The organism is Herbidospora sp. NBRC 101105 (assembly GCF_030269205.1).
Lineage (GTDB): Bacteria > Actinomycetota > Actinomycetes > Streptosporangiales > Streptosporangiaceae > Herbidospora > Herbidospora solisilvae.
Genome location: NZ_BSSX01000002.1, coordinates 742,254 through 759,355, shown reverse-complemented (window position 1 = coordinate 759,355; position 17,102 = coordinate 742,254). Strand labels below are relative to the sequence as shown.

Below are 17,102 nucleotides of genomic sequence, written 5' to 3'. Positions count from 1 at the left end.
GGCGGCCGCAGGAGGGGGCGGCACGGGAGGTCGCGGACGGTGACGGTCCCGGGCGGGACGGCTCCGGCCATGACCGCAACGGTAGGAACGGGACAACGTGCCCGCCACGGGGTGTGCCCTGGGGTTTTCCCCCGGGTAATGGAAACCCCAAGTCACTCACAAGTGGTGGACAAGGCGGCTGTCCGACGATCAGTGCCGTGAACCTCAGAAGAATCATCGTCGCCACTGCGGCGGTGTCGGTGCTCGCCGCATCTCCCGCGTACGCGGACGAGACGCCCAACGTCCCGATCGGGACCAGGCTGGCCGCGCAGACCCACCCCGCCGTCCAGCTCACCAGCCTCACCTACACGGGCAAGGTCAGCGTGCCCACCCCGGCCGTCAACGAGGCCAACCTGTACGCCCTCGTCGACAAGATCACCGCCGACGTCGTGGCCGGCAAGGTCGCCTCCGACCAGCGGACCATCGCCAAGTACATGTTCGAGCAGATGAACGCCAACGTGGGCGCCTACCTCGTGCCCGGCACCCCGGAGCGCGTCGTGGACGCCGAGGTCGGCGGCATGTGCACCGGCTGGTGGGTCACCCCCGACGGCTACATGGTCACCGGCGCGCACTGCGTCGAGATGGGCGAGAAGGAGCTCTACGACGTCTTCGCCCAGCAGGCGCTCTCCAAGTTCTACGAGGAGGACGCCCAGGGGATCCTGGAGATGGTCAAGGACCTCTCGCCCGACGAAGAGATGATCAAGCTCGCCGAGAACCTCTTCATCAACTTCAACGCGGCCAACATGCAGGTCAACGGTCTCAAGAAGGAGATCGCCGTGCTGCAGGCCCACCCCGGCGGCGGCGTCGACAAGACCGCCAAGCCGATCGTGGCCGAGCTGGTCGACGTCGGCGAGAGCTACCCCGGCAAGGACTACGCGCTGCTCAAGGTCAACGGGCAGCAGAACCTGCCGACCGTGCCGCTGGGCGACGACGCCGACGTGCAGGTGGGTTCGACGCTGTACATCAGCGGGTTCCCCGGGCTGGTCACCAACACCCCGTTCTTCAGCCTGGAGTCGAAGCTCGACCCGGCGCTGACCGAGGGGCCGTACAACGCGCTGCGGACGACCGACAAGGGCGTGCCGTACATCCAGACGCAGGCGCCCTCCTACCACGGCAACTCCGGCGGGCCGGTGTTCTCCAAGGACGGCGACGTCATCGGCATGCTCATCGCGGGCACGGTCTCCGAGGGCGGGGAGGCGTCGGAGAACGAGTCCTTCGTGCTCCCGATCTCGGTGATCAAGGAGAAGCTGAACGAGAAGGGCATCAAGCCGACCGCGTCGGCGACCACGACGCGCTGGAACACCGCCCTGGACGCCTTCTTCCTGAAGCACTACTCCGAGGCGCTGCCGATCTTCCGCGAGGTCCAGGCGCTGCACCCGACCCACCCGTGGGTCGCCGAGTACATCACCAACTCGCAGCAGGCCATCACGGCGGGCAAGGACGAGTCGCCGCAGTCGACGGGTTTCTGGGTGCTGATCGGCGCCGGGGTGCTCGTGGCGATCCTGCTCGGCCTGGTGCTGCTCCGCCTGGTGGTGCGCAGGGCCAAGCGCAAGAAGCGTCCCCAGATCCCGGTCTACAACGGCGCCCCGCCCTACCAGGCGCAGGCCCAGCAGATCCCGGCCTACCAGCCGCCGCCCGCCCACTCCCTGCCCCCGGCCGAGAGCACGACCCGCTACCGGCCGCCGTCGCAGCCCTACCAGGCCTACCAGCAGGCCCACGGCGGTCAGCAGGGGCAGCAGCCGGGCAACCAGTACGGGCAGCACGGGCAGCACGGGCAGCACGGTGGTGGACCGATCCCGCAGCATCAGCCCTACGGCCAGCAGCCGCAGTCCCAGCCTCAGCAGCCGCAGGAGCGGAACGTCGCCGACCTGGAGCGCGAGCTGGAGCAGCTCCGCCGCCAGCTCGGCAACCGGCCGCAGCAGTAACGCCGACGGACCGAGAGAAAGGCCCGTCTTCCCCACGGGCCTTTTCTGTTCGCATAAACATGGGATAAGCGAATTCGCTTAATGGGTGTTTAACGGCGTCTCGCTAGAAATCACGCATGACCCGATTCAGAATTGCCTTGGTCGCGGCGGTCCCGCTGTTCCTGGCCGCCTGCGGAACCGCTCAGCAGAGCGGAGTCGCGACCGCCGGAGGCGGGTCCGCCTCCGCGGCGGCGGCGCCCAGCCCGGCGGCGTCCGGAGACGCCGTCAAGTTCGCCCAGTGCATGCGGGAGCACGGCATCGACGTGCCCGACCCCGAGCCCGGCGGCAACGCCGTCCGGGTGCGGATCAAGGAGGGCGTCGACCCGGCGACCGTCGAGAAGGCCAACGAGGAATGCGCCGAGTTCCGGCCGATCGGGGGCGGGCCGCCGATGGGCGACGCGGCCTTCGCGGACGCCGTGCAGAAGTACACCGACTGCATGCGGGACAACGGCGTCGACATGCCCGACCCGAAGGTCGACGGCGGGCGGATGCTCATCCGGGCGCCCAAGGACGTCATGGACTCCCCGGAGGCGGAGAAGGCGCAGGCGATCTGCGAGAAGCACCTGCCCGGCGGGGGCCCGAAGTGAGGAAGGGGCTGCTCGCCGGGGGAGTGGCGGTCGCCGCGCTGGCCGGGGGCGGCGTCGCGGCGGCCACGCTCGACACGCCCCCGCCGCCCGCGCCGGCCGCGGTGGCGACGGCCGAGATCACCCGCGGGGACCTGGCCGACGCCGAGACCGTCGGCGGCACCCTCGGCTACGAGAACCGGCGCGACCTGCCCAACGCCGCCCGCGGCACGGTCACCTGGACGCCCGAGGAGGGCGCCGTCGTCCGGCGCGGCAAGCGGCTCTACTCCGTCGACGGCAAGCCCGTCGTGCTGATGTACGGCTCCACGCCCATGTACCGCCGGCTCGACACCACCACGTCGGGGCGCGACGTCCGGCAGCTGGAGCGCAACCTGAAGGCGCTCGGCTACGACCCCGGCACGGTCGACGACGACTTCACCTGGTCCACGCATGAGGCCGTACAGGACTGGCAGGAGGACCTGAACCTCGACGAGACCGGCACGGTCGGGCCCGAGGAGGTGGTGGTCGCCTCCGGCGCGGTGCGTGTCGCCCAGGTGAGCGCCGAGGCGGGCATGCCCGCCGGGCGGTCGGTCATCGCCACGACCGGCACCAAGCGGGTCGTCCACGTCGACCTCGCCGCCTCCGACCAGCAGCTCGCCCGGCTCGGCGCCCCGGTGACGCTGGAGACCCCCGACGGGCGGACCGGGAAGGGGCGGATCACCTCGATCGGCACCGTCGCCCGGCCGCCCGCGCAGGAGGGCGGGGAGGCGACGATCGACGTCGAGATCACCGCCGAGGGGCGGCTCGGCCGGTTCGACCAGGCCCCGGTCGACGTCGGGCTGACCGGCGAGACCCGCGAGGGCGTGCTCTCGGTGCCGGTCGAGGCGCTGCTGGCGCTGCGCGAGGGCGGCTACGGCGTGCGGATCGCGGGCACGGTCACGAAGGTGACGACCGGGCTGTTCGCCGCCGGGCGGGTCGAGATCGAGGGCGCCGGGCTGGCCGAGGGCATGAAGGTCGAGGTGCCCGCCGAATGACCGCCGTCATCGAACTGGCCGGCGCGGCCAAGACCTACCCGGGGGGCGTGCGCGCCCTGCGCGGCGTCGACCTGCGGGTCGAGCAGGGCGAACTGGTGGCCATCGCCGGGCCGTCGGGATCGGGCAAGTCGACGATGCTGCACCTCATCGGCACCCTCGACCGGCCCTCCGAGGGCACCGTCACGATCGCCGGATACGACGTCGCCACGTTGTCGGACCGGGAGTTGTCGGCGCTGCGGGCCCGGCGCATCGGGTTCGTGTTCCAGCAGTTCCACCTGGCCGACGGCGTGACCGCGCTCGACAACGTCGCCGACGGCCTGCTGTACGCCGGGGTCGGCCGCCGCGAGCGCCGGGAGAGGGCCGCCGACGCGCTGGCCCGGGTCGGCCTCGGCCACCGGCTGGAGCACCGGCCGAACGAGCTCTCGGGCGGCGAGCGCCAGCGGGTCGCGGTGGCCCGCGCCGTCGTGGGCGAACCGGCGCTGCTGCTCGCCGACGAGCCGACCGGCAACCTCGACTCGGTGTCCGGCACGGGGGTGCTCACCCTCCTCGGGGAGCTGAACGCGGCCGGCACCACCGTGGTGATCATCACGCACGACGCCGACGTGGCCGCCGCCGCGCCGCGCCGGATCCGGCTGCGCGACGGCCTGGTGGTGTCCGATGGCTGAGCTGCGTCCGGCCCGGCTCACCTGGGGCGACCTGGTCAGGGTCGGCGCGGCCGGGCTGCGGGTGCGGCCCGCGCGGGCGGTGTTGTCGGCGCTCGGCATCGCCATCGGCATCGCGACCATGGTCGCCGTCGTCGGGATCTCCTCGTCGTCCAAGGCGCAACTGCTGGCCGAGCTCGACCGGCTCGGCACCAACCTGCTGCGGGTCACCCCCGGCCAGAGCCTGTTCGGCGAGCAGACCGCGCTGCCGCAGACCGCGCTCGCGATGGTCGGGGCGGTCGGGCCGGTCGAGGTGGCGGGCGCGACCGGCGACACCGGGACACCCGTCTACCGCACCGACCGGATCAACCCGCAGTCGACCGGCGGGCTGACCACCCGGGCGGCCTCCCCGGAGCTGCTGCGCACGTTGCAGACCCCGGTCGCCAAGGGCGTCTGGCTGAACGAGGCCACGGACTCCCTCCGGGCCGTCGTGCTCGGCGCGGTGGCCGCCGAGCGGCTCGGGGTGCGCGCCGTGGGCGAGCAGCTCTGGATCGGGGGCCGGTGGTGGACCGTCGTCGGCATCCTCGCCCCCTCGCCGCTCGCGCCCGAGGTCGACCGGTCGGCGCTCGTCGGGTTCGACGCCGCCGGGACGTACCTGAACTTCGACGGGCACCCGACCACGATCTACACGCGGACCGACCCGGCCCAGGTCGACGCCGTGCGGGCGGTCCTGCCGGCCACCGCCTCGCCGGAGAGCCCGGAGGAGGTGGAGGTCAGCCGGCCGTCCGACGCGCTGGCGGCGCGGGCCGCCGCCGACTCGGCGTTCACCGGCCTGCTGCTGGGGATCGGCGCGGTCGCGCTGCTCGTCGGCGGGGTCGGGGTGGCCAACACGATGGTCATCTCGGTCCTGGAGCGGCGCAGGGAGATCGGCCTGCGCCGGTCGCTGGGGGCCACCCGGGGGCAGGTGCGCGGCCAGTTCCTCGCCGAGTCGCTGCTGCTGTCGGGCCTGGGCGGGGTGGCCGGGGCGGTGCTGGGCGCGGCGGTGACGGTGGCGTACGCGACCTGGATGGACCTGCCCCCGACGGTGCCGGCCTGGGCGCCGGCCGGGGCGCTCACGGCGACCCTGTTCGTCGGGACGGTCGCCGGGCTCTACCCGGCGATGCGGGCCGCCCGCATGTCGCCCACCCTCGCCCTGAGCGCCTGACACAGGGCGCTTAACCGGTGTTTACCCCCGGACCGGCAGGATGCGGACCATGCGGGTGCTGGTGGCGGAGGACGAGAAGGTGCTGGCCCGGGTCGTGGCGGCCGGGCTGCGCCGGGAGACGATGGCGGTGGACGTCGTGCACGACGGCGACGCCGCCCTGGAACGGGCGCTGACCAACGACTACGACGTCATCGTGCTCGACCGCGACCTGCCGGCGGTGCACGGCGACGACGTGTGCCGCCAGCTGGTCGCCCGGCGTGTCCCGGCCCGCATCATCATGCTCACCGCCGCCGGCGACCTGCGGTCGAAGGTCGAGGGCCTGTCGATCGGCGCGGACGACTACCTGGCCAAGCCGTTCGACTTCCCCGAGCTCGTCGCCCGGTTGCGGGCGCTGGCCCGGCGGGTGCCGCTCGCGCACCCGCCGGTGCTGGCGCGGGCCGGGGTGCGGCTCGACCCCGCCCGCCGCGAGGTGTTCCGCGACGGGCGGTACGTCGCGCTCAGCCCCAAGGAGTTCGCCGTGCTGGAGATCCTGCTGCGGGCCGAGGGGACCGTGGTCAGCGCCGAGGACCTGCTGGAGAAGGCCTGGGACGAGAACATCAGCTACTTCACCAACTCCGTCAGGGTCACCGTCATGACCCTGCGCAAGAAGCTCGGCGACCCGCCCGTCATCGAGACGATCACCGGCGCCGGGTACCGCCTGTGAACCGCATGCCGATCAGGGCCCGGCTCACCCTCGTCTACGGGAGCCTGTTCTTCGCGGCGGCGCTGGTCCTCGTGATGATCAACTACATCGTCGTCAGCCGGCAGCTCACGCGGCGCGTGACGATCCGGCTGCCGATCGACGACCTGCCGCCGCTCACCGGCGACAAGCAGCTGTTCTTCTTCAACAAGCAGGTGGAGGACTACCACGAGACCGTCCTGGGCTCGCTGGTGTGGTGGTCGCTGCTCGCCGCCGTGCTCGTCGGCCTGGTCGGCCTGGCCGTCGGGTGGTACGTCGCCAAACGTGCCCTCGACCCCCTCCAGCACGTCACCGAGACGGCCCGCCGCCTGTCGACCGACACCCTGCACCGGCGCATCTCCATGACCGGCCCGCACGACGAGATCAAGGACCTGGCCGACACGTTCGACTCGATGCTCGAACGCCTCGACAACGCCTTCGACGGCCAGCGCCGTTTCGTCGCCAACGCCTCCCACGAACTGCGCACGCCGCTGGCCATCAACCGCGTGCTGCTCCAGGTCTCCATGCCGGACGAGCTGATCCCCGCCGCGCTCCGGCCGGTCCGCGACGAGCTGCTGGCGTCCAACTCCCGGCAGGAGCGCCTCATCGAGGGCCTGCTCACCCTGGCGCTGAGCGAACGCGACCTGTCCGGGCGGGAGCCCGGCGACCTGGCCGAACTGGCCCGGCCGTCGCTGCTGGCCCACGGCCTGACGGTGGCGCGGCAGTTCCCGGCCCCGGTGGCGGGCGACGGGGTGCTGCTGGAGCGGATGATCCGCAACCTGGTCGACAACGCGGTGACCTACAACGACGACCGCGGCGAGGTGACCGTCAGGACCGGCAGCGGCGGGGGCCATGCGTACGTGACCGTGGAGAACACCGGCCGCGAGATCGCCCCCGCCCAGGCGGCCCGGCTGTTCGACCCCTTCATCCGCCTCGACCCCGACCGGACCGGGTCGGCGGGCGGGGCCGGGCTGGGCTTGTCGATCGTGCGGGCCGTCGCGCGCGCCCACGGGGGCACGGCCGAGGCCCGTCCCCGGGAGGGCGGCGGCCTCATCGTGACGGTCCGGCTACCGCTTCTCGCCGTCTGAGCCTGTTCAGCTCAGGACGGGCTGGCGCAACATCCCGGTCTCGGAGGCGAAGGTCGCCGCCGGGCGGGCCGGCGCGCGTTCGCCCGTGGCTTCGGCGCCCGCGATGCGGTCGAGGCGGAACACCCGCACCGCCTCGCGTAACCGGCACCAGCCCACCAGATACCACTCGCCGCGCCGGTTGCCGACGAACACCCCCGGCTCGACCTCGCGTTCGGTCGGCACGCCCTTGGCGTCGGCGTAGCCGATGCGCAGCACGCCGCCCGACAGGACGGCCTGGTCGATGACGGTCGCGATCGGGTCGGCGGGGCGCTCGTCGTCGCGGATCAGCTGCACGCGCTCGGCCAGGGCCCTGGCGCGGTCGCCCTCGCCGTCGGGCATGGCCTCCATCACCTTGCGCAGGGCGCTCCTGGCCTGCTCGGCGAAGGGCAGCTCCTCGTGGCTGAGGGCGACCGCGATGGCCACCGCCTCTTCGGGGGTGAAGTTGAGCGGCGGCAGCGACATGCGCTTGTCGAGCACGTAGCCGCCGCGGCGGCCGAACTCGGCGTAGATGGGGACGCGGGCCTCCTGGAGCGCGGCGACGTCGCGCTCGATGGTGCGCACGCTCACCTCGAACCTCTCGGCCAGCTCACGGGCCGACCGGGGCCGGGGCGAGACGGCCCGCAGTTCCTCGACGAGGGCGTAAAGCCGATCCGTACGGTTCACACGGGCAGCCTAGATATCCCCACCGACAAAACCGCGCCGCAGCGCCTCGATCTGCTCGGCCGTCGAACGCCGCCCGATCGGGGTGTCGGGCAGCGCGCCCGCGAAGCCGTGGAACGCGCCCGGCCACAGGTGGAACTCGACCGGCACCCCGGCCGCCGCCAGGCGCAGCGCGTAGAGGGCGTCCTCGTCGCGGAAGACCTCCAGGTCGCCGACGTCCACGTAGGCCGGGGGAAGGCCCGACAGGTCGGTCGCGCGGGCGGGGGCGGCGTAGACCGGCACGTCGGTGAGGTCGCCCAGGTAGGCCTTCCAGGCGAACCGGTTGTTGCCGCGCGGCCACGAGACGGCCTCCTCGAACTGGGCCGCCGACGCCGTGTCGTCGCGGTCGTCGAGCATCGGGCACAGCAGGAGCTGGAACCGCAGGCGGGGGCCGCCCCGGTCCCTGGCCAGCAGGGCGAGCCCGGCGGCCAGGCCGGCGCCCGCCGAGTTCCCGCCGATCGCCAGCCGGTCGGGGTCCACCCCCAGGGCGGCCGCGTTCTCGGCCGTCCACAACAGCCCGCGGTAGCAGTCGTCCAAAGGGATGGGGTAGGGGTGCTCGGGCGCCAGCCGGTAGTCCACGGAGACCGCCATACAGCCGAGCGCCTCGACGAAGCGGGAGATCCGGGAGTCGTCCATCTCCGGCAGGCCGATGATCATGCCGCCGCCGTGGATCCAGTACAGGCACGGGAGCGGTTCGTCCCCCGCGCCGGCCGGGCGGTAGACGCGCAGCCGCAGGCCGTCGGCGTCGACGTCGCTCACCTTGGTCCCGGCGCCCGGCGGGAGGCACGCGGCGGCCCGCGCCCGGCGGATCTCCGCCAGGTCGGCGGTGTTGAGGTCGTAGGAGAGCGGCGGGAGCGCTTCCAGAGCGGCGCGCAGGTCAGGGTCCAGATTGGGGTGAAGCGTCATGAACCCATGCGTATCAGGCGAGGTAGGAGCGCGCCACCCGCGAGGCCGTCTCGTCGTCGATCTTCTTGGCCAGGCCCAGGAACAGCCGGACGATGCTGGAGATCAGGCTGACCAGGGCGGGCAGGTCGCCGCGGCTCACCCGGTCGTCGAACTGGATCGCGATGCCCGGATCCGTGACGCGCGCCGAAGTGATCGTCGAGCGGATCTCGCTCTCCGTCGCGTACTGCATGCTCCCCGGCCCTCCACAGGTGACGAATATCGTCTCAATTAGACCGGGTTACAGACGCGTACCTATGACGGTCATTCGGCTGACAGCCGGACGAACCGCTTTACACTCTCAGGGCGCGGTCATGATCCGGCCTTCCGAGTGGGGCGTCTGATGGCATTGGGTGTTCGGCTCGACGCGGGTGGCCGCATGCCCGCGACGGCCGCCCTCGACCGCGTGACCGCGCGCTGCGGGTCGGTCATCCGGGGCGTGGCGGGGCTCGTCGCCGTCACGGCGGCGCTGCTGGGGCTCGCCCCGCCGGTCGACTCCACGGTGCTGGTGCCGGTCATGGCCGGGCTGCTGTGCTGGAGCGTCTTCTTCACCTGGGCGGGCTGGACCTACGGCCTGCTGCCCTGGGTGATCACCGTCGAGGTGCTCATCACCTCGGCGTTGTGCCTCTTCCAGAGAGAGCTCGTCGCGGGCACCCTCATCGGCGACAGCGCGAGCTGGGTCGGCGGGCTGGTCACCATGACGATCGTGGTGGTCAACCTGGCCTGGCGGGCGGGTCCGGCCGTCCCGGCCGGGCTCGTGGTGGTCGTCGCGCACCTCTGCGGCTCCGGCGCCTTCGCGGTCGCCGGGATCCACGTGCTGCAGGTGGGCGCGACCGCCGTGCTGATGAGCCTGCTGCGCAAGGGCGCGGCCGACGCCGACCGGGAGCTCGCGGCGGCCCGCGACGCCGAGGAGAAGGCCACCGTCGAACGCGAACGCCGCCGCGACGAACGCGCCCAGAACAGCCGCATGCACGGCAGCGTGCTGGCCACCCTCATGATGATCGGCGCCGGCGGCATCGGCGCGACCTCCCCCATGCTGCGCGAGACCGCCGCCCGCCACCTGGCCGACCTCGACCGCATGTCCGAGGGCGGCGGCGCCGGGCCCGACCACGTGCCGCTGCACGAGCGGCTGACCGCCGTCGCGGCCCGGTCGGGGCTGACCATCCACACCCGGCTGACACCCGCCTCGGTGCCGTGGGAGGTGGCCGAGGCCTTCCTCGAAGCCGTCGCCGAGGCGATCGCGAACGTGGTCAGGCACGCCAACGTCACCGTCGCGGTCGTCACGCTGACCGAGACCGGCGGCGAGGTCGTGGTCGAGGTCCGCGACCGCGGGATGGGCTTCGACCCGGCCCGCGTGCCCGACCACCGCTACGGCCTGCGGGTGTCGATCCTGGCCAGGATGGAGATGGTCGGCGGCCGGGGCGTGGTCGAGTCGGGCCCGCAGGGCACCAGGGTCACCCTCCGGTGGGCGCCGTGAGCGCCTCGGAGACGAGCGTCCGCCGCAACTACAGCCTGGGCGCGCGCCGCGCCGCCGTGTCGATCGTCGCCGCCTGGCATCTCGGCTTCGACCTCGTCGGCACCGTCGGCACCTGGGAGGCCTACCGGTTCCCGTGGCTGGCCGGGCTCGCCTGGGTCCTGTACGCCGCGATCGGCGTGGTGGCCGGCGTCGCCCTGCTGCGCGAACGGCCGCTCGGCGTCGGCGTGTGGCCACTCGCGGTCGTCACGCTGGCCGTGTCGGCGATGGTGATGGCCGCCTGCGAGCCCGGCGACGTCGTCAACGCCGCCGACTGGGGGTGGGGCTCGGTCGGCTGGCTGGCCATGATCCTTTTCTGGCCCCGCCCGACCTGGCTGCGCGACCTGAGCGGGTTCCTGCTGGCCAACGTGGTCGTCACGCTGGCCGGGCTGGCGCTGGCCGGGGCGCTCGACGCGCGGTCGCTGAGCAAGTTCCTCGTCGTCAGCGTCGGCGCGATCCTCCTCCAGGCGGGCGCGAGCGCCGGCGGCCACGCCCTCGACCTGGCCGCCCGGTGGGCGGTGGAGAACTCCAACCGGACGGCCGGCGCCGAGGCCGCGCGGAAGGCGGCCGACCAGGTCCACGCCGACCGGCTGGCCCGCTACGCCGAGGTGCGCGCGGCCGTCGCGCCCGTGCTGACCCTGCTCGCCGAGGGCGCCGACCCGGCCGACCCCGACGTACGGCACGAGAGCGCCGTCGGCGCGGCCCGCCTGCGCCGCCTGATCGCCGAGACCGACGACGCCCCCGACCCGCTCCTGCACACCCTGCGGGCCTGCGCGTTCGACGTCGAACGGCGCGGCGTCGTGGTGCTCTTCCTGACCGCCGGCACGGTGCCGCCGCTGCCGCTGGAGGTCCGCCGCGCGCTGGTCGAGGCGCCCATCGAGGGCATGGCACGGGCCCGCAGCCAGGCCAGGGTCACCCTCGTCGCGACCCCGCGCGAGGTCATCGTCAGCGTCCTCACCGACGCCCCGTCGCTGCCCTCGGCCGACGGGTCCCGCGCCGCCAACGTCGCCACCCGCGTCGAGGCGGAGAACGGAGGAACCCAACTGTGGATAGAGAGCCGCTGGACCGCCCCGTGACCCTCGCGGTGGTGGAGGACACGCCGGTGGTGCTGGAGGGCATCCGGTCGTGGGTGGCCGCCGACCCCGGCAGACGGGTGGAGATCGTGGCCAGCGGCAACACCGTCGACTCCGTCCTCGGCGGCGAGGGCGCGCACGCCGACGTGATCCTGCTCGACCTCGAACTCGACGGCGTCAACTCGCTGCCGCGCATCCCCGAACTGGTCGCCGCCGGGCGCCGGGTGGTCGTCTACTCGGTGCACGAGGACGACGCGACCGTGATGGCGGTGCTCCGGGCGGGCGCGGCCACGTTCATCGCCAAGACCGAGACCAGGGAACACTGCGTCGACACCATCGTGGCCGTCGGCCGCGACCGGCCCTACGTGCCGCCGGTGATGGCCGGGGCCCTGGTTGCCGCCGACGGCCAGACCTCCCGGCCGATGTTGTCGGCCCGCGAGCGCGAGGCGCTGCTGCTCTGGTTCCAGGGCATGAACAAGCAGTCGGTCGCGCTCCGCATGGGCATCTCCGAGGCGACCGTGAAGCAGTACATCGAACGCGCGCGGGTGAAGTACGCCAGCACCGGCAGGGCCGCCCCGACGAAGACGACCCTGCTGGCCCGCGCCATCCAAGACGGCCTGATCACGGCCGACGACATCATCGAATACCAGTCACTCGCCGCCGACCATCACACGAGGGACTGAAGGGCGACCGGCTCCGGACGCTCGCAGGTGCTCCCCACCGTCTCCGCCCGCCCCGTGGCGGCCGAGCGCAGCAGCGACTCCATGACGTCGAGCACGTGCAGGGCCAGTTCGCCGGAGGCGCGCGGGCGGGGGGCGGTGACGAGGTCGTACACGCCGATGCCGCGGCCGGTGTCCCGGTAGCCGGCGGTCACCGGGAGCGTCTCCCACGCCCCGCCGACCCGGTGGACCAGCACGTCGCCGTCGAACCGGTTGGGGTCGGGGACGATCATCGTGCCGAGCTCGCCGTGCACCTCGATGTTGGGCGCGCGGGAGGCCGCGCCGTCGAACGACATGATCAGCGTCGACAGGGCGCCGGAGGCGTGCGTGAGGACCCCGGTGACGTGCGTGTCGGTGGTGACCGGGAGTCGCTCGCCCTGCCGGTAGCCGCTGCCGATCACCCGTTCGTCCCGGGTGCGGCTCGCCGCCCCGATCGCCGACACGACCGGCCCGAGCAGCGTCACCAGGGCGGTGACGTAGTAGGGCCCCATGTCGAGCAGCGGGCCGCCGCCCGGCCGGTAGTAGAAGTCGGGATCGGGGTGCCACGGCTCCGGACCGGCGGTGACCATGGTCGCCACGGCCGCCGCCGGGCGGCCGATGAGACCGGCGTCGAGGTGGTGGCGGGCGGTCTGGAAACCGGTGCCGAGCACGGTGTCGGGGGCGCAGCCGAGCCTGACCCCGGAGCCCTTCGCGACGATCGTCCTGGCCTCGTCGAGGGTCGCGGCCAGGGGTTTCTCGCCGTAGACGTCCTTGCCCCCGGCGATGGCCCGCAGCGCGATTTCGGTGTGCGCCGCCGGGATGGTGAGGTTGACGACCAGGTCGCAGGCGTCGACCAGGTCGTCGACGCTGAGGGAGCGCGCGCCCGTTTCGGTGGCGGTGGCCAGGGCGGGGGCCGGGTCGAGGTCCGCGACGGCGTACAGGACCAACCCGGGAAGCTTCGTGAGGGTCGCGGTGTACTGCTCGGAGATCTTGCCGCAGCCGACGATTCCCACCTTCACCGGCTCGCCCATGCCAGCCCCCTCTCGATCAGGGTCCGCACGCTGTCGTGTTCGAGGGTGGCCAGGTCGTGGCCCGGCGTGGCGACGAAGACGCGGCCCTCGCCCCACTCGCGGACCCACACGGCCGGCACGGTGACCGGCCTGCTCCACGGCCCCTGCGCGGCGTGGGTGGTGGTGGCCAGAACCGTGTTGTACGGGTCGGTCAGCACCCAGTACTGCTCGGTGACCAGGTCGAAGTCGGCGATGCCCTTGGTGATCGGGTGGTCGTGGCCGGTGATCTCGATCCGGTGGGGGACGAAGGTCTCCCCGCCCGCCTCGGGATGGCAGGCGAACTGCCCGCCGGTCAGGTGGAGGTAGTCGGGCTCGGCGCGGAAGGAGTCGACGACGCCGCCGTGCCAGCCGGCGAACCCGGTGCCCGCCGCGACCGCCCGGGACAGGCCGGTGCTCTGCTCGCGCGTGATCGTGCCCATCGTGAAGCACTGGACGACCAGATCGACCCCCGCCATCAGATCGGGGTCGGCGTAGGGGGCGGGGGAGTCCTCGACCGTGAGGGAGAACCCCTGCTCGGCGAGGTACGGGAGGAAGAGATCGGTGGCGGCGACGGGCTCATGGCCCTCCCAGCCGCCTCGGACGACTAGAGCGTGACGTAACTTCACCATCCGAATTATCCCATTTTGCGGGGCAAATGAGCAGATCTCGCGGCGCTTTCGCTACAGTTCCGGCCTCGACGGACGACCGAGGGGGACACCGATGCGATGGTGGCGGGCGGCGGTGACCGCCCTGGTGGCGGGGCTCGTGCTGGGGGTGCTGACCAACCTGGCGCAGGGCTGGCTGCCGGGGGCCTGGAACAACCTCGCCAACTCGGGGGCCGTGTGGTCGGTGGCGGCGTTCGTGGCGGGAGCGCTGGTGGCCGGGGGCCTGCCCCGGGAATTCACCATGTACGGGCCGGGAGTGGAGGCGGCGTACCGGGATCCGGGCCAAGGGCTCACTTCAGCCGGGCCGGAAGCCGAGGGCGAGGACCCCGGGCTCACCTCGGTCGGGCCGGAAGCCAGGGGCCGGGGCCGGGGTTTCGACCGGCCAGGTCGGGGCCCTGAGGCCTGGGAGGAGGACTCTGGCGGCCGGCGTTTCGAGGCTGGTTCTGACGCGGGCTTCGGTGCCGAGGCGTCGCCCTATGGTGCGGGCGTCACGCCCGCTGAGCTGCTCCGGTTGGTGCCGCCTGCTCCTTCCGCGCTGCCTCGGGCCCTGTTCGCGGGGCTCGCCGTCGAGGTCGGGCTCGTCGCCGGGTACTACGGCTTCGCCGAGTTCGGGCGCGGCGGGATGGGGGACCTGTTCTGGCCGCTCGTCTGGGTGGTCGTCGCGTGCGTGGCGGGGCCGGTGTTCGGGGTCGCGGGGTCGTGGTGGCGGCGCGGGGTGGCGCGGTGGCAGCGGGTCGGGGGACTCGCCGCGCTGGCGGGGGTCTTCGGGATGGAGGGCGTGCACTACGCGTTCGGCCTGGGTTACGCCCCGCAGGCGTGGGCCTGCCTGGTGGTGTTCCTGCTCGTGCCGCTGCTGGCGCACGCGGTGCGGGAGATCGGGCTGACGCTGCTGGCGGCGGTGCCGCTCGTCGGCGTCGCCTACCTGGTGGTCATCCTGCCGCTTCGGTCGCTGTCAGGGTGAGCTCGTCGCGGTTGACCAGGGCCGCGTAGTGGCCGCCCAGGGCGAGCAGCTCCTCGTGGGTGCCGCGCTCGACGATGCGGCCCCCGTCGAGCACGATGATCTGGTCGGCGTCGCGGACCGTCGACAGCCGGTGGGCGATCGTGAGGGTGGTGCGGCCTTCGGCCAGCTCGTCGAGGGCCTCCTGGACGGCCCGCTCGGTCTGGGTGTCGAGCGCGCTGGTGGCCTCGTCGAGGATCAGCACCGGAGGGTTGCGCAGGAGGGTGCGCGCGATCGCCAGGCGCTGCTTCTCGCCGCCGGAGAAACGGTAGCCGCGCTCGCCGACGAGGGTGTCGTACCCCTCGGGCAGCGACATGAGATGGTCGTGGATGCGGGCCGCCCGCGCCGCCCCGTGCAGCTCCTCGTCGGTCGCGCCGGGCTTGGCGAAGCGCAGGTTGTCGGCCACCGAGGCGTGGAAGAGATAGGTCTCCTGCGAGACCACGCCGACCGTCTCGGCCAGTGACTCGAAGGTCAGCTCCCGCACGTCGACGCCGTCGATGGTGACCCGGCCGCCCGTGACGTCGTAGAGGCGGGGGAGCAGGTAGCTGAGGGTGGTCTTGCCCGATCCGGTCTCGCCCACGATCGCGAGCCGGGTGCCGGGCGGGACCGCGACGTCGATGCCGGTGAGGGTGGGGGCCGAGCCGTACGAGAAGTCGACGTTCTCGAACCGCACGTCGCCCTTGACCCGGTCGAGCGTGCGCTCGCCGGGGTGGATGTCGACCTTGAGGTCGAGGTATTCGAAGATCCGCCCGAACAGCGACATCGAGCTCTGCACCTCGACCCCGAGCTGCAGCAGCTGCACCGACGGCCGGAACATCGAGGTCTGCAGGGTGGTGAACGCCACCAGCGTGCCGACCGACACCGCGCCGGTCCACCCCACGGCCCAGTAGACGACGGCCGGCATGGCCGCCATCACGATCTGGATCGACGACTGCCGCCACCGCCCCGCCATCGACGACCGGACCTCCAAATCGGCGAGGTCGTCGGAGGAGGCCGCGAACCGGTCGGTGAGCGTGCCGGTACGCCCCATCGTGCGCCCCAGCAGGATCCCGCTGATCGACAGCGACTCCTGCACCATCGAGGCCATCGACGCCATCTTGACCTGCCGCTGCGTGGTGATCCGCCGCCGCTCCTTGCCGACCTTCCGGCTGATCCCCACGAACACCGGCAGCAGCCCCAGGGAGATCAGCGTCAGCCGCCAGTCGAGCGCCACCATGGCCGCGATCGTGGCGAGCACCGAGGTCAGGTAGGAGATGAACGAGGTCGCGGTGGTCGTCACCACGGCCTGCATGGCCCCGATGTCGTTGGCGATCCGCGACTGGACCTCACCCGTCTTGGTCTTGGTGAAGAAGGCCAGCGACATGCGCTGGAGGTGGTTGTAGACGGACTTGCGCAGGTCGTGCATGACCCGCTGGCCGACCGTCGTCGAGATGAACGTCTGCAGCACGTCGAAGACGCTGGTCGTCACGGCGATCACGATCATGCCGAGCGCCAGCAGCGACAGCAGCCGCGCGTCGCGGTTCGGCAGGGCGACGTCGAGGATCTCCCGCAACAGGAACGGCGAGGCCAGCGACACCACCGACGACAACACGATCAGCGCCCCGACCGCGCCAAGCTTGCGGCGGTAGGGCCGGAAAAGGCGGATGACGCGCCCCAACGGCGCTCGGGGTTCATTGTCCATGATGTACACTCAAACGGAGGTTAGCTCACATTCATTCCACGAGGCGAGTGCTTTGTCCGACGGAGAACTGTTCGAGCTGCTCCACCGGGTCGACCACCGCATCCGGCGGGGCTTCCGCGAACGCCTCGAACCCCTCGGCATCAACCCCGGCCAGTCGCGCGCCCTGCGCGCTCTGGTCTCCGCCGGAGAGCCGCTGCGCATGGCCCGGCTCGCCGAACTGCTCGGCATCGTCCCCCGTTCCCTGACCTCGGTCGTGGACGCCCTGGAGGAGGCCGGCCTGCTCGCCCGTTCCGTCGACCCCACCAACCGGCGCTCCACCCTCGTCTCCGTCACCCCCGCCGGCCTGGCCGTCCACGAACAGGCGCGCGTGGCGCGACGGGAGGCCGCCGCGGAGGTCTTCTCCGTACTTTCGGACGAACAGCGCCGGCAGTTGTCCGCCCTGCTGCGCCTGCTCGACGGCTGAGAATTGTCGGTGGGGTCTGGTAGGCCTAGGGG

The 17,102-nt window shown here is 72.5% G+C and carries 18 protein-coding genes; 12 read left to right on the top strand and 6 right to left on the bottom strand.

What is annotated here, in order from left to right:
* Positions 1–197: 197 nt before the first annotated feature.
* The 7 genes from QSK34_RS12260 to QSK34_RS12230 all read left to right on the top strand — a co-directional run bounded on the left by QSK34_RS12260 (position 198) and on the right by QSK34_RS12230 (position 7,251).
* Positions 198–1,964: a S1 family peptidase gene (locus QSK34_RS12260; RefSeq protein WP_285583324.1), complete on the top strand. Its 1,767-nt coding sequence runs from the start codon at positions 198–200 to the stop codon at positions 1,962–1,964.
* A gap of 116 nt (positions 1,965–2,080) precedes the next feature.
* Positions 2,081–2,590, top strand: coding sequence for a hypothetical protein (locus QSK34_RS12255; protein WP_285583322.1), 510 nt, complete (start codon positions 2,081–2,083; stop codon positions 2,588–2,590).
* A complete protein-coding gene (locus tag QSK34_RS12250; RefSeq protein WP_285583320.1) occupies positions 2,587–3,600 on the top strand; it encodes a peptidoglycan-binding protein in 1,014 nt (337 codons plus the stop codon). Before QSK34_RS12255 ends, QSK34_RS12250 begins: the two co-directional genes overlap by 4 nt.
* Entirely contained in the window at positions 3,597–4,265 is a 669-nt protein-coding gene (locus QSK34_RS12245; protein ID WP_285583317.1) for an ABC transporter ATP-binding protein, read from the top strand. Before QSK34_RS12250 ends, QSK34_RS12245 begins: the two co-directional genes overlap by 4 nt.
* A complete protein-coding gene (locus tag QSK34_RS12240) occupies positions 4,258–5,445 on the top strand; it encodes an ABC transporter permease (RefSeq protein WP_161478935.1) in 1,188 nt (395 codons plus the stop codon). The genes QSK34_RS12245 and QSK34_RS12240 overlap by 8 nt, the downstream gene beginning before the upstream one ends.
* A gap of 49 nt (positions 5,446–5,494) precedes the next feature.
* Positions 5,495–6,148 (top strand): response regulator transcription factor, encoded by a 654-nt coding sequence (locus QSK34_RS12235; RefSeq protein WP_030454518.1) that lies wholly within the window; start codon positions 5,495–5,497, stop codon positions 6,146–6,148.
* A 5-nt stretch (positions 6,149–6,153) separates the two neighbouring features.
* Entirely contained in the window at positions 6,154–7,251 is a 1,098-nt protein-coding gene (locus QSK34_RS12230) for a sensor histidine kinase (RefSeq protein WP_285583989.1), read from the top strand.
* 6 nt (positions 7,252–7,257) lie between these two features.
* On the opposite strand, the gene QSK34_RS12225 is transcribed toward QSK34_RS12230, so the two are convergent.
* From QSK34_RS12225 to QSK34_RS12215, 3 genes are read right to left on the bottom strand one after another with little or no spacing between them, the layout of a single operon-like run.
* Positions 7,258–7,953, bottom strand: a complete 696-nt coding sequence (locus QSK34_RS12225; RefSeq protein WP_030454515.1) for a helix-turn-helix transcriptional regulator — start codon at positions 7,951–7,953, stop codon at positions 7,258–7,260.
* Between the two features lie 9 nt (positions 7,954–7,962).
* Complete coding sequence (locus QSK34_RS12220; RefSeq protein WP_285583309.1) at positions 7,963–8,895, bottom strand: alpha/beta hydrolase; 933 nt, start codon at positions 8,893–8,895, stop codon at positions 7,963–7,965.
* A gap of 13 nt (positions 8,896–8,908) precedes the next feature.
* Entirely contained in the window at positions 8,909–9,124 is a 216-nt protein-coding gene (locus tag QSK34_RS12215; protein WP_030454513.1) for a hypothetical protein, read from the bottom strand.
* 150 nt (positions 9,125–9,274) lie between these two features.
* On the opposite strand from QSK34_RS12215, the gene QSK34_RS12210 reads away from it, so the two are divergent.
* The 3 genes from QSK34_RS12210 to QSK34_RS12200 are packed head-to-tail and all read left to right on the top strand — an operon-like array spanning position 9,275 to position 12,200.
* Positions 9,275–10,408: a sensor histidine kinase gene (locus QSK34_RS12210; RefSeq protein WP_285583305.1), complete on the top strand. Its 1,134-nt coding sequence runs from the start codon at positions 9,275–9,277 to the stop codon at positions 10,406–10,408.
* Complete coding sequence (locus QSK34_RS12205; protein WP_285583303.1) at positions 10,405–11,520, top strand: hypothetical protein; 1,116 nt, start codon at positions 10,405–10,407, stop codon at positions 11,518–11,520. The genes QSK34_RS12210 and QSK34_RS12205 overlap by 4 nt, the downstream gene beginning before the upstream one ends.
* Positions 11,517–12,200: a response regulator gene (locus QSK34_RS12200; protein WP_161478940.1), complete on the top strand. Its 684-nt coding sequence runs from the start codon at positions 11,517–11,519 to the stop codon at positions 12,198–12,200. Before QSK34_RS12205 ends, QSK34_RS12200 begins: the two co-directional genes overlap by 4 nt.
* Here QSK34_RS12200 and QSK34_RS12195 read toward each other — a convergent pair.
* Both QSK34_RS12195 and QSK34_RS12190 read right to left on the bottom strand, forming a co-directional pair.
* Positions 12,185–13,246: a Gfo/Idh/MocA family protein gene (locus QSK34_RS12195; RefSeq protein WP_285583300.1), complete on the bottom strand. Its 1,062-nt coding sequence runs from the start codon at positions 13,244–13,246 to the stop codon at positions 12,185–12,187. The genes QSK34_RS12200 and QSK34_RS12195 overlap by 16 nt on opposite strands.
* Positions 13,231–13,893: a ThuA domain-containing protein gene (locus QSK34_RS12190; RefSeq protein WP_285583298.1), complete on the bottom strand. Its 663-nt coding sequence runs from the start codon at positions 13,891–13,893 to the stop codon at positions 13,231–13,233. Before QSK34_RS12190 ends, QSK34_RS12195 begins: the two co-directional genes overlap by 16 nt.
* A gap of 91 nt (positions 13,894–13,984) precedes the next feature.
* Between QSK34_RS12190 and QSK34_RS12185 the strand changes: the two genes are divergently transcribed.
* A complete protein-coding gene (locus QSK34_RS12185; RefSeq protein WP_285583296.1) occupies positions 13,985–14,890 on the top strand; it encodes a DUF6518 family protein in 906 nt (301 codons plus the stop codon).
* Here the strand turns inward: QSK34_RS12185 and QSK34_RS12180 are convergent.
* Positions 14,859–16,607 (bottom strand): ABC transporter ATP-binding protein, encoded by a 1,749-nt coding sequence (locus QSK34_RS12180; RefSeq protein WP_285583295.1) that lies wholly within the window; start codon positions 16,605–16,607, stop codon positions 14,859–14,861. The genes QSK34_RS12185 and QSK34_RS12180 overlap by 32 nt on opposite strands.
* Positions 16,608–16,659: 52 nt before the next feature.
* Between QSK34_RS12180 and QSK34_RS12175 the strand changes: the two genes are divergently transcribed.
* Positions 16,660–17,070 carry a MarR family winged helix-turn-helix transcriptional regulator gene (locus tag QSK34_RS12175; protein WP_202609747.1) on the top strand — a complete coding sequence of 137 codons (411 nt, stop codon included), beginning with the start codon at positions 16,660–16,662 and terminating at the stop codon, positions 17,068–17,070.
* Positions 17,071–17,102: the final 32 nt, after the last annotated feature.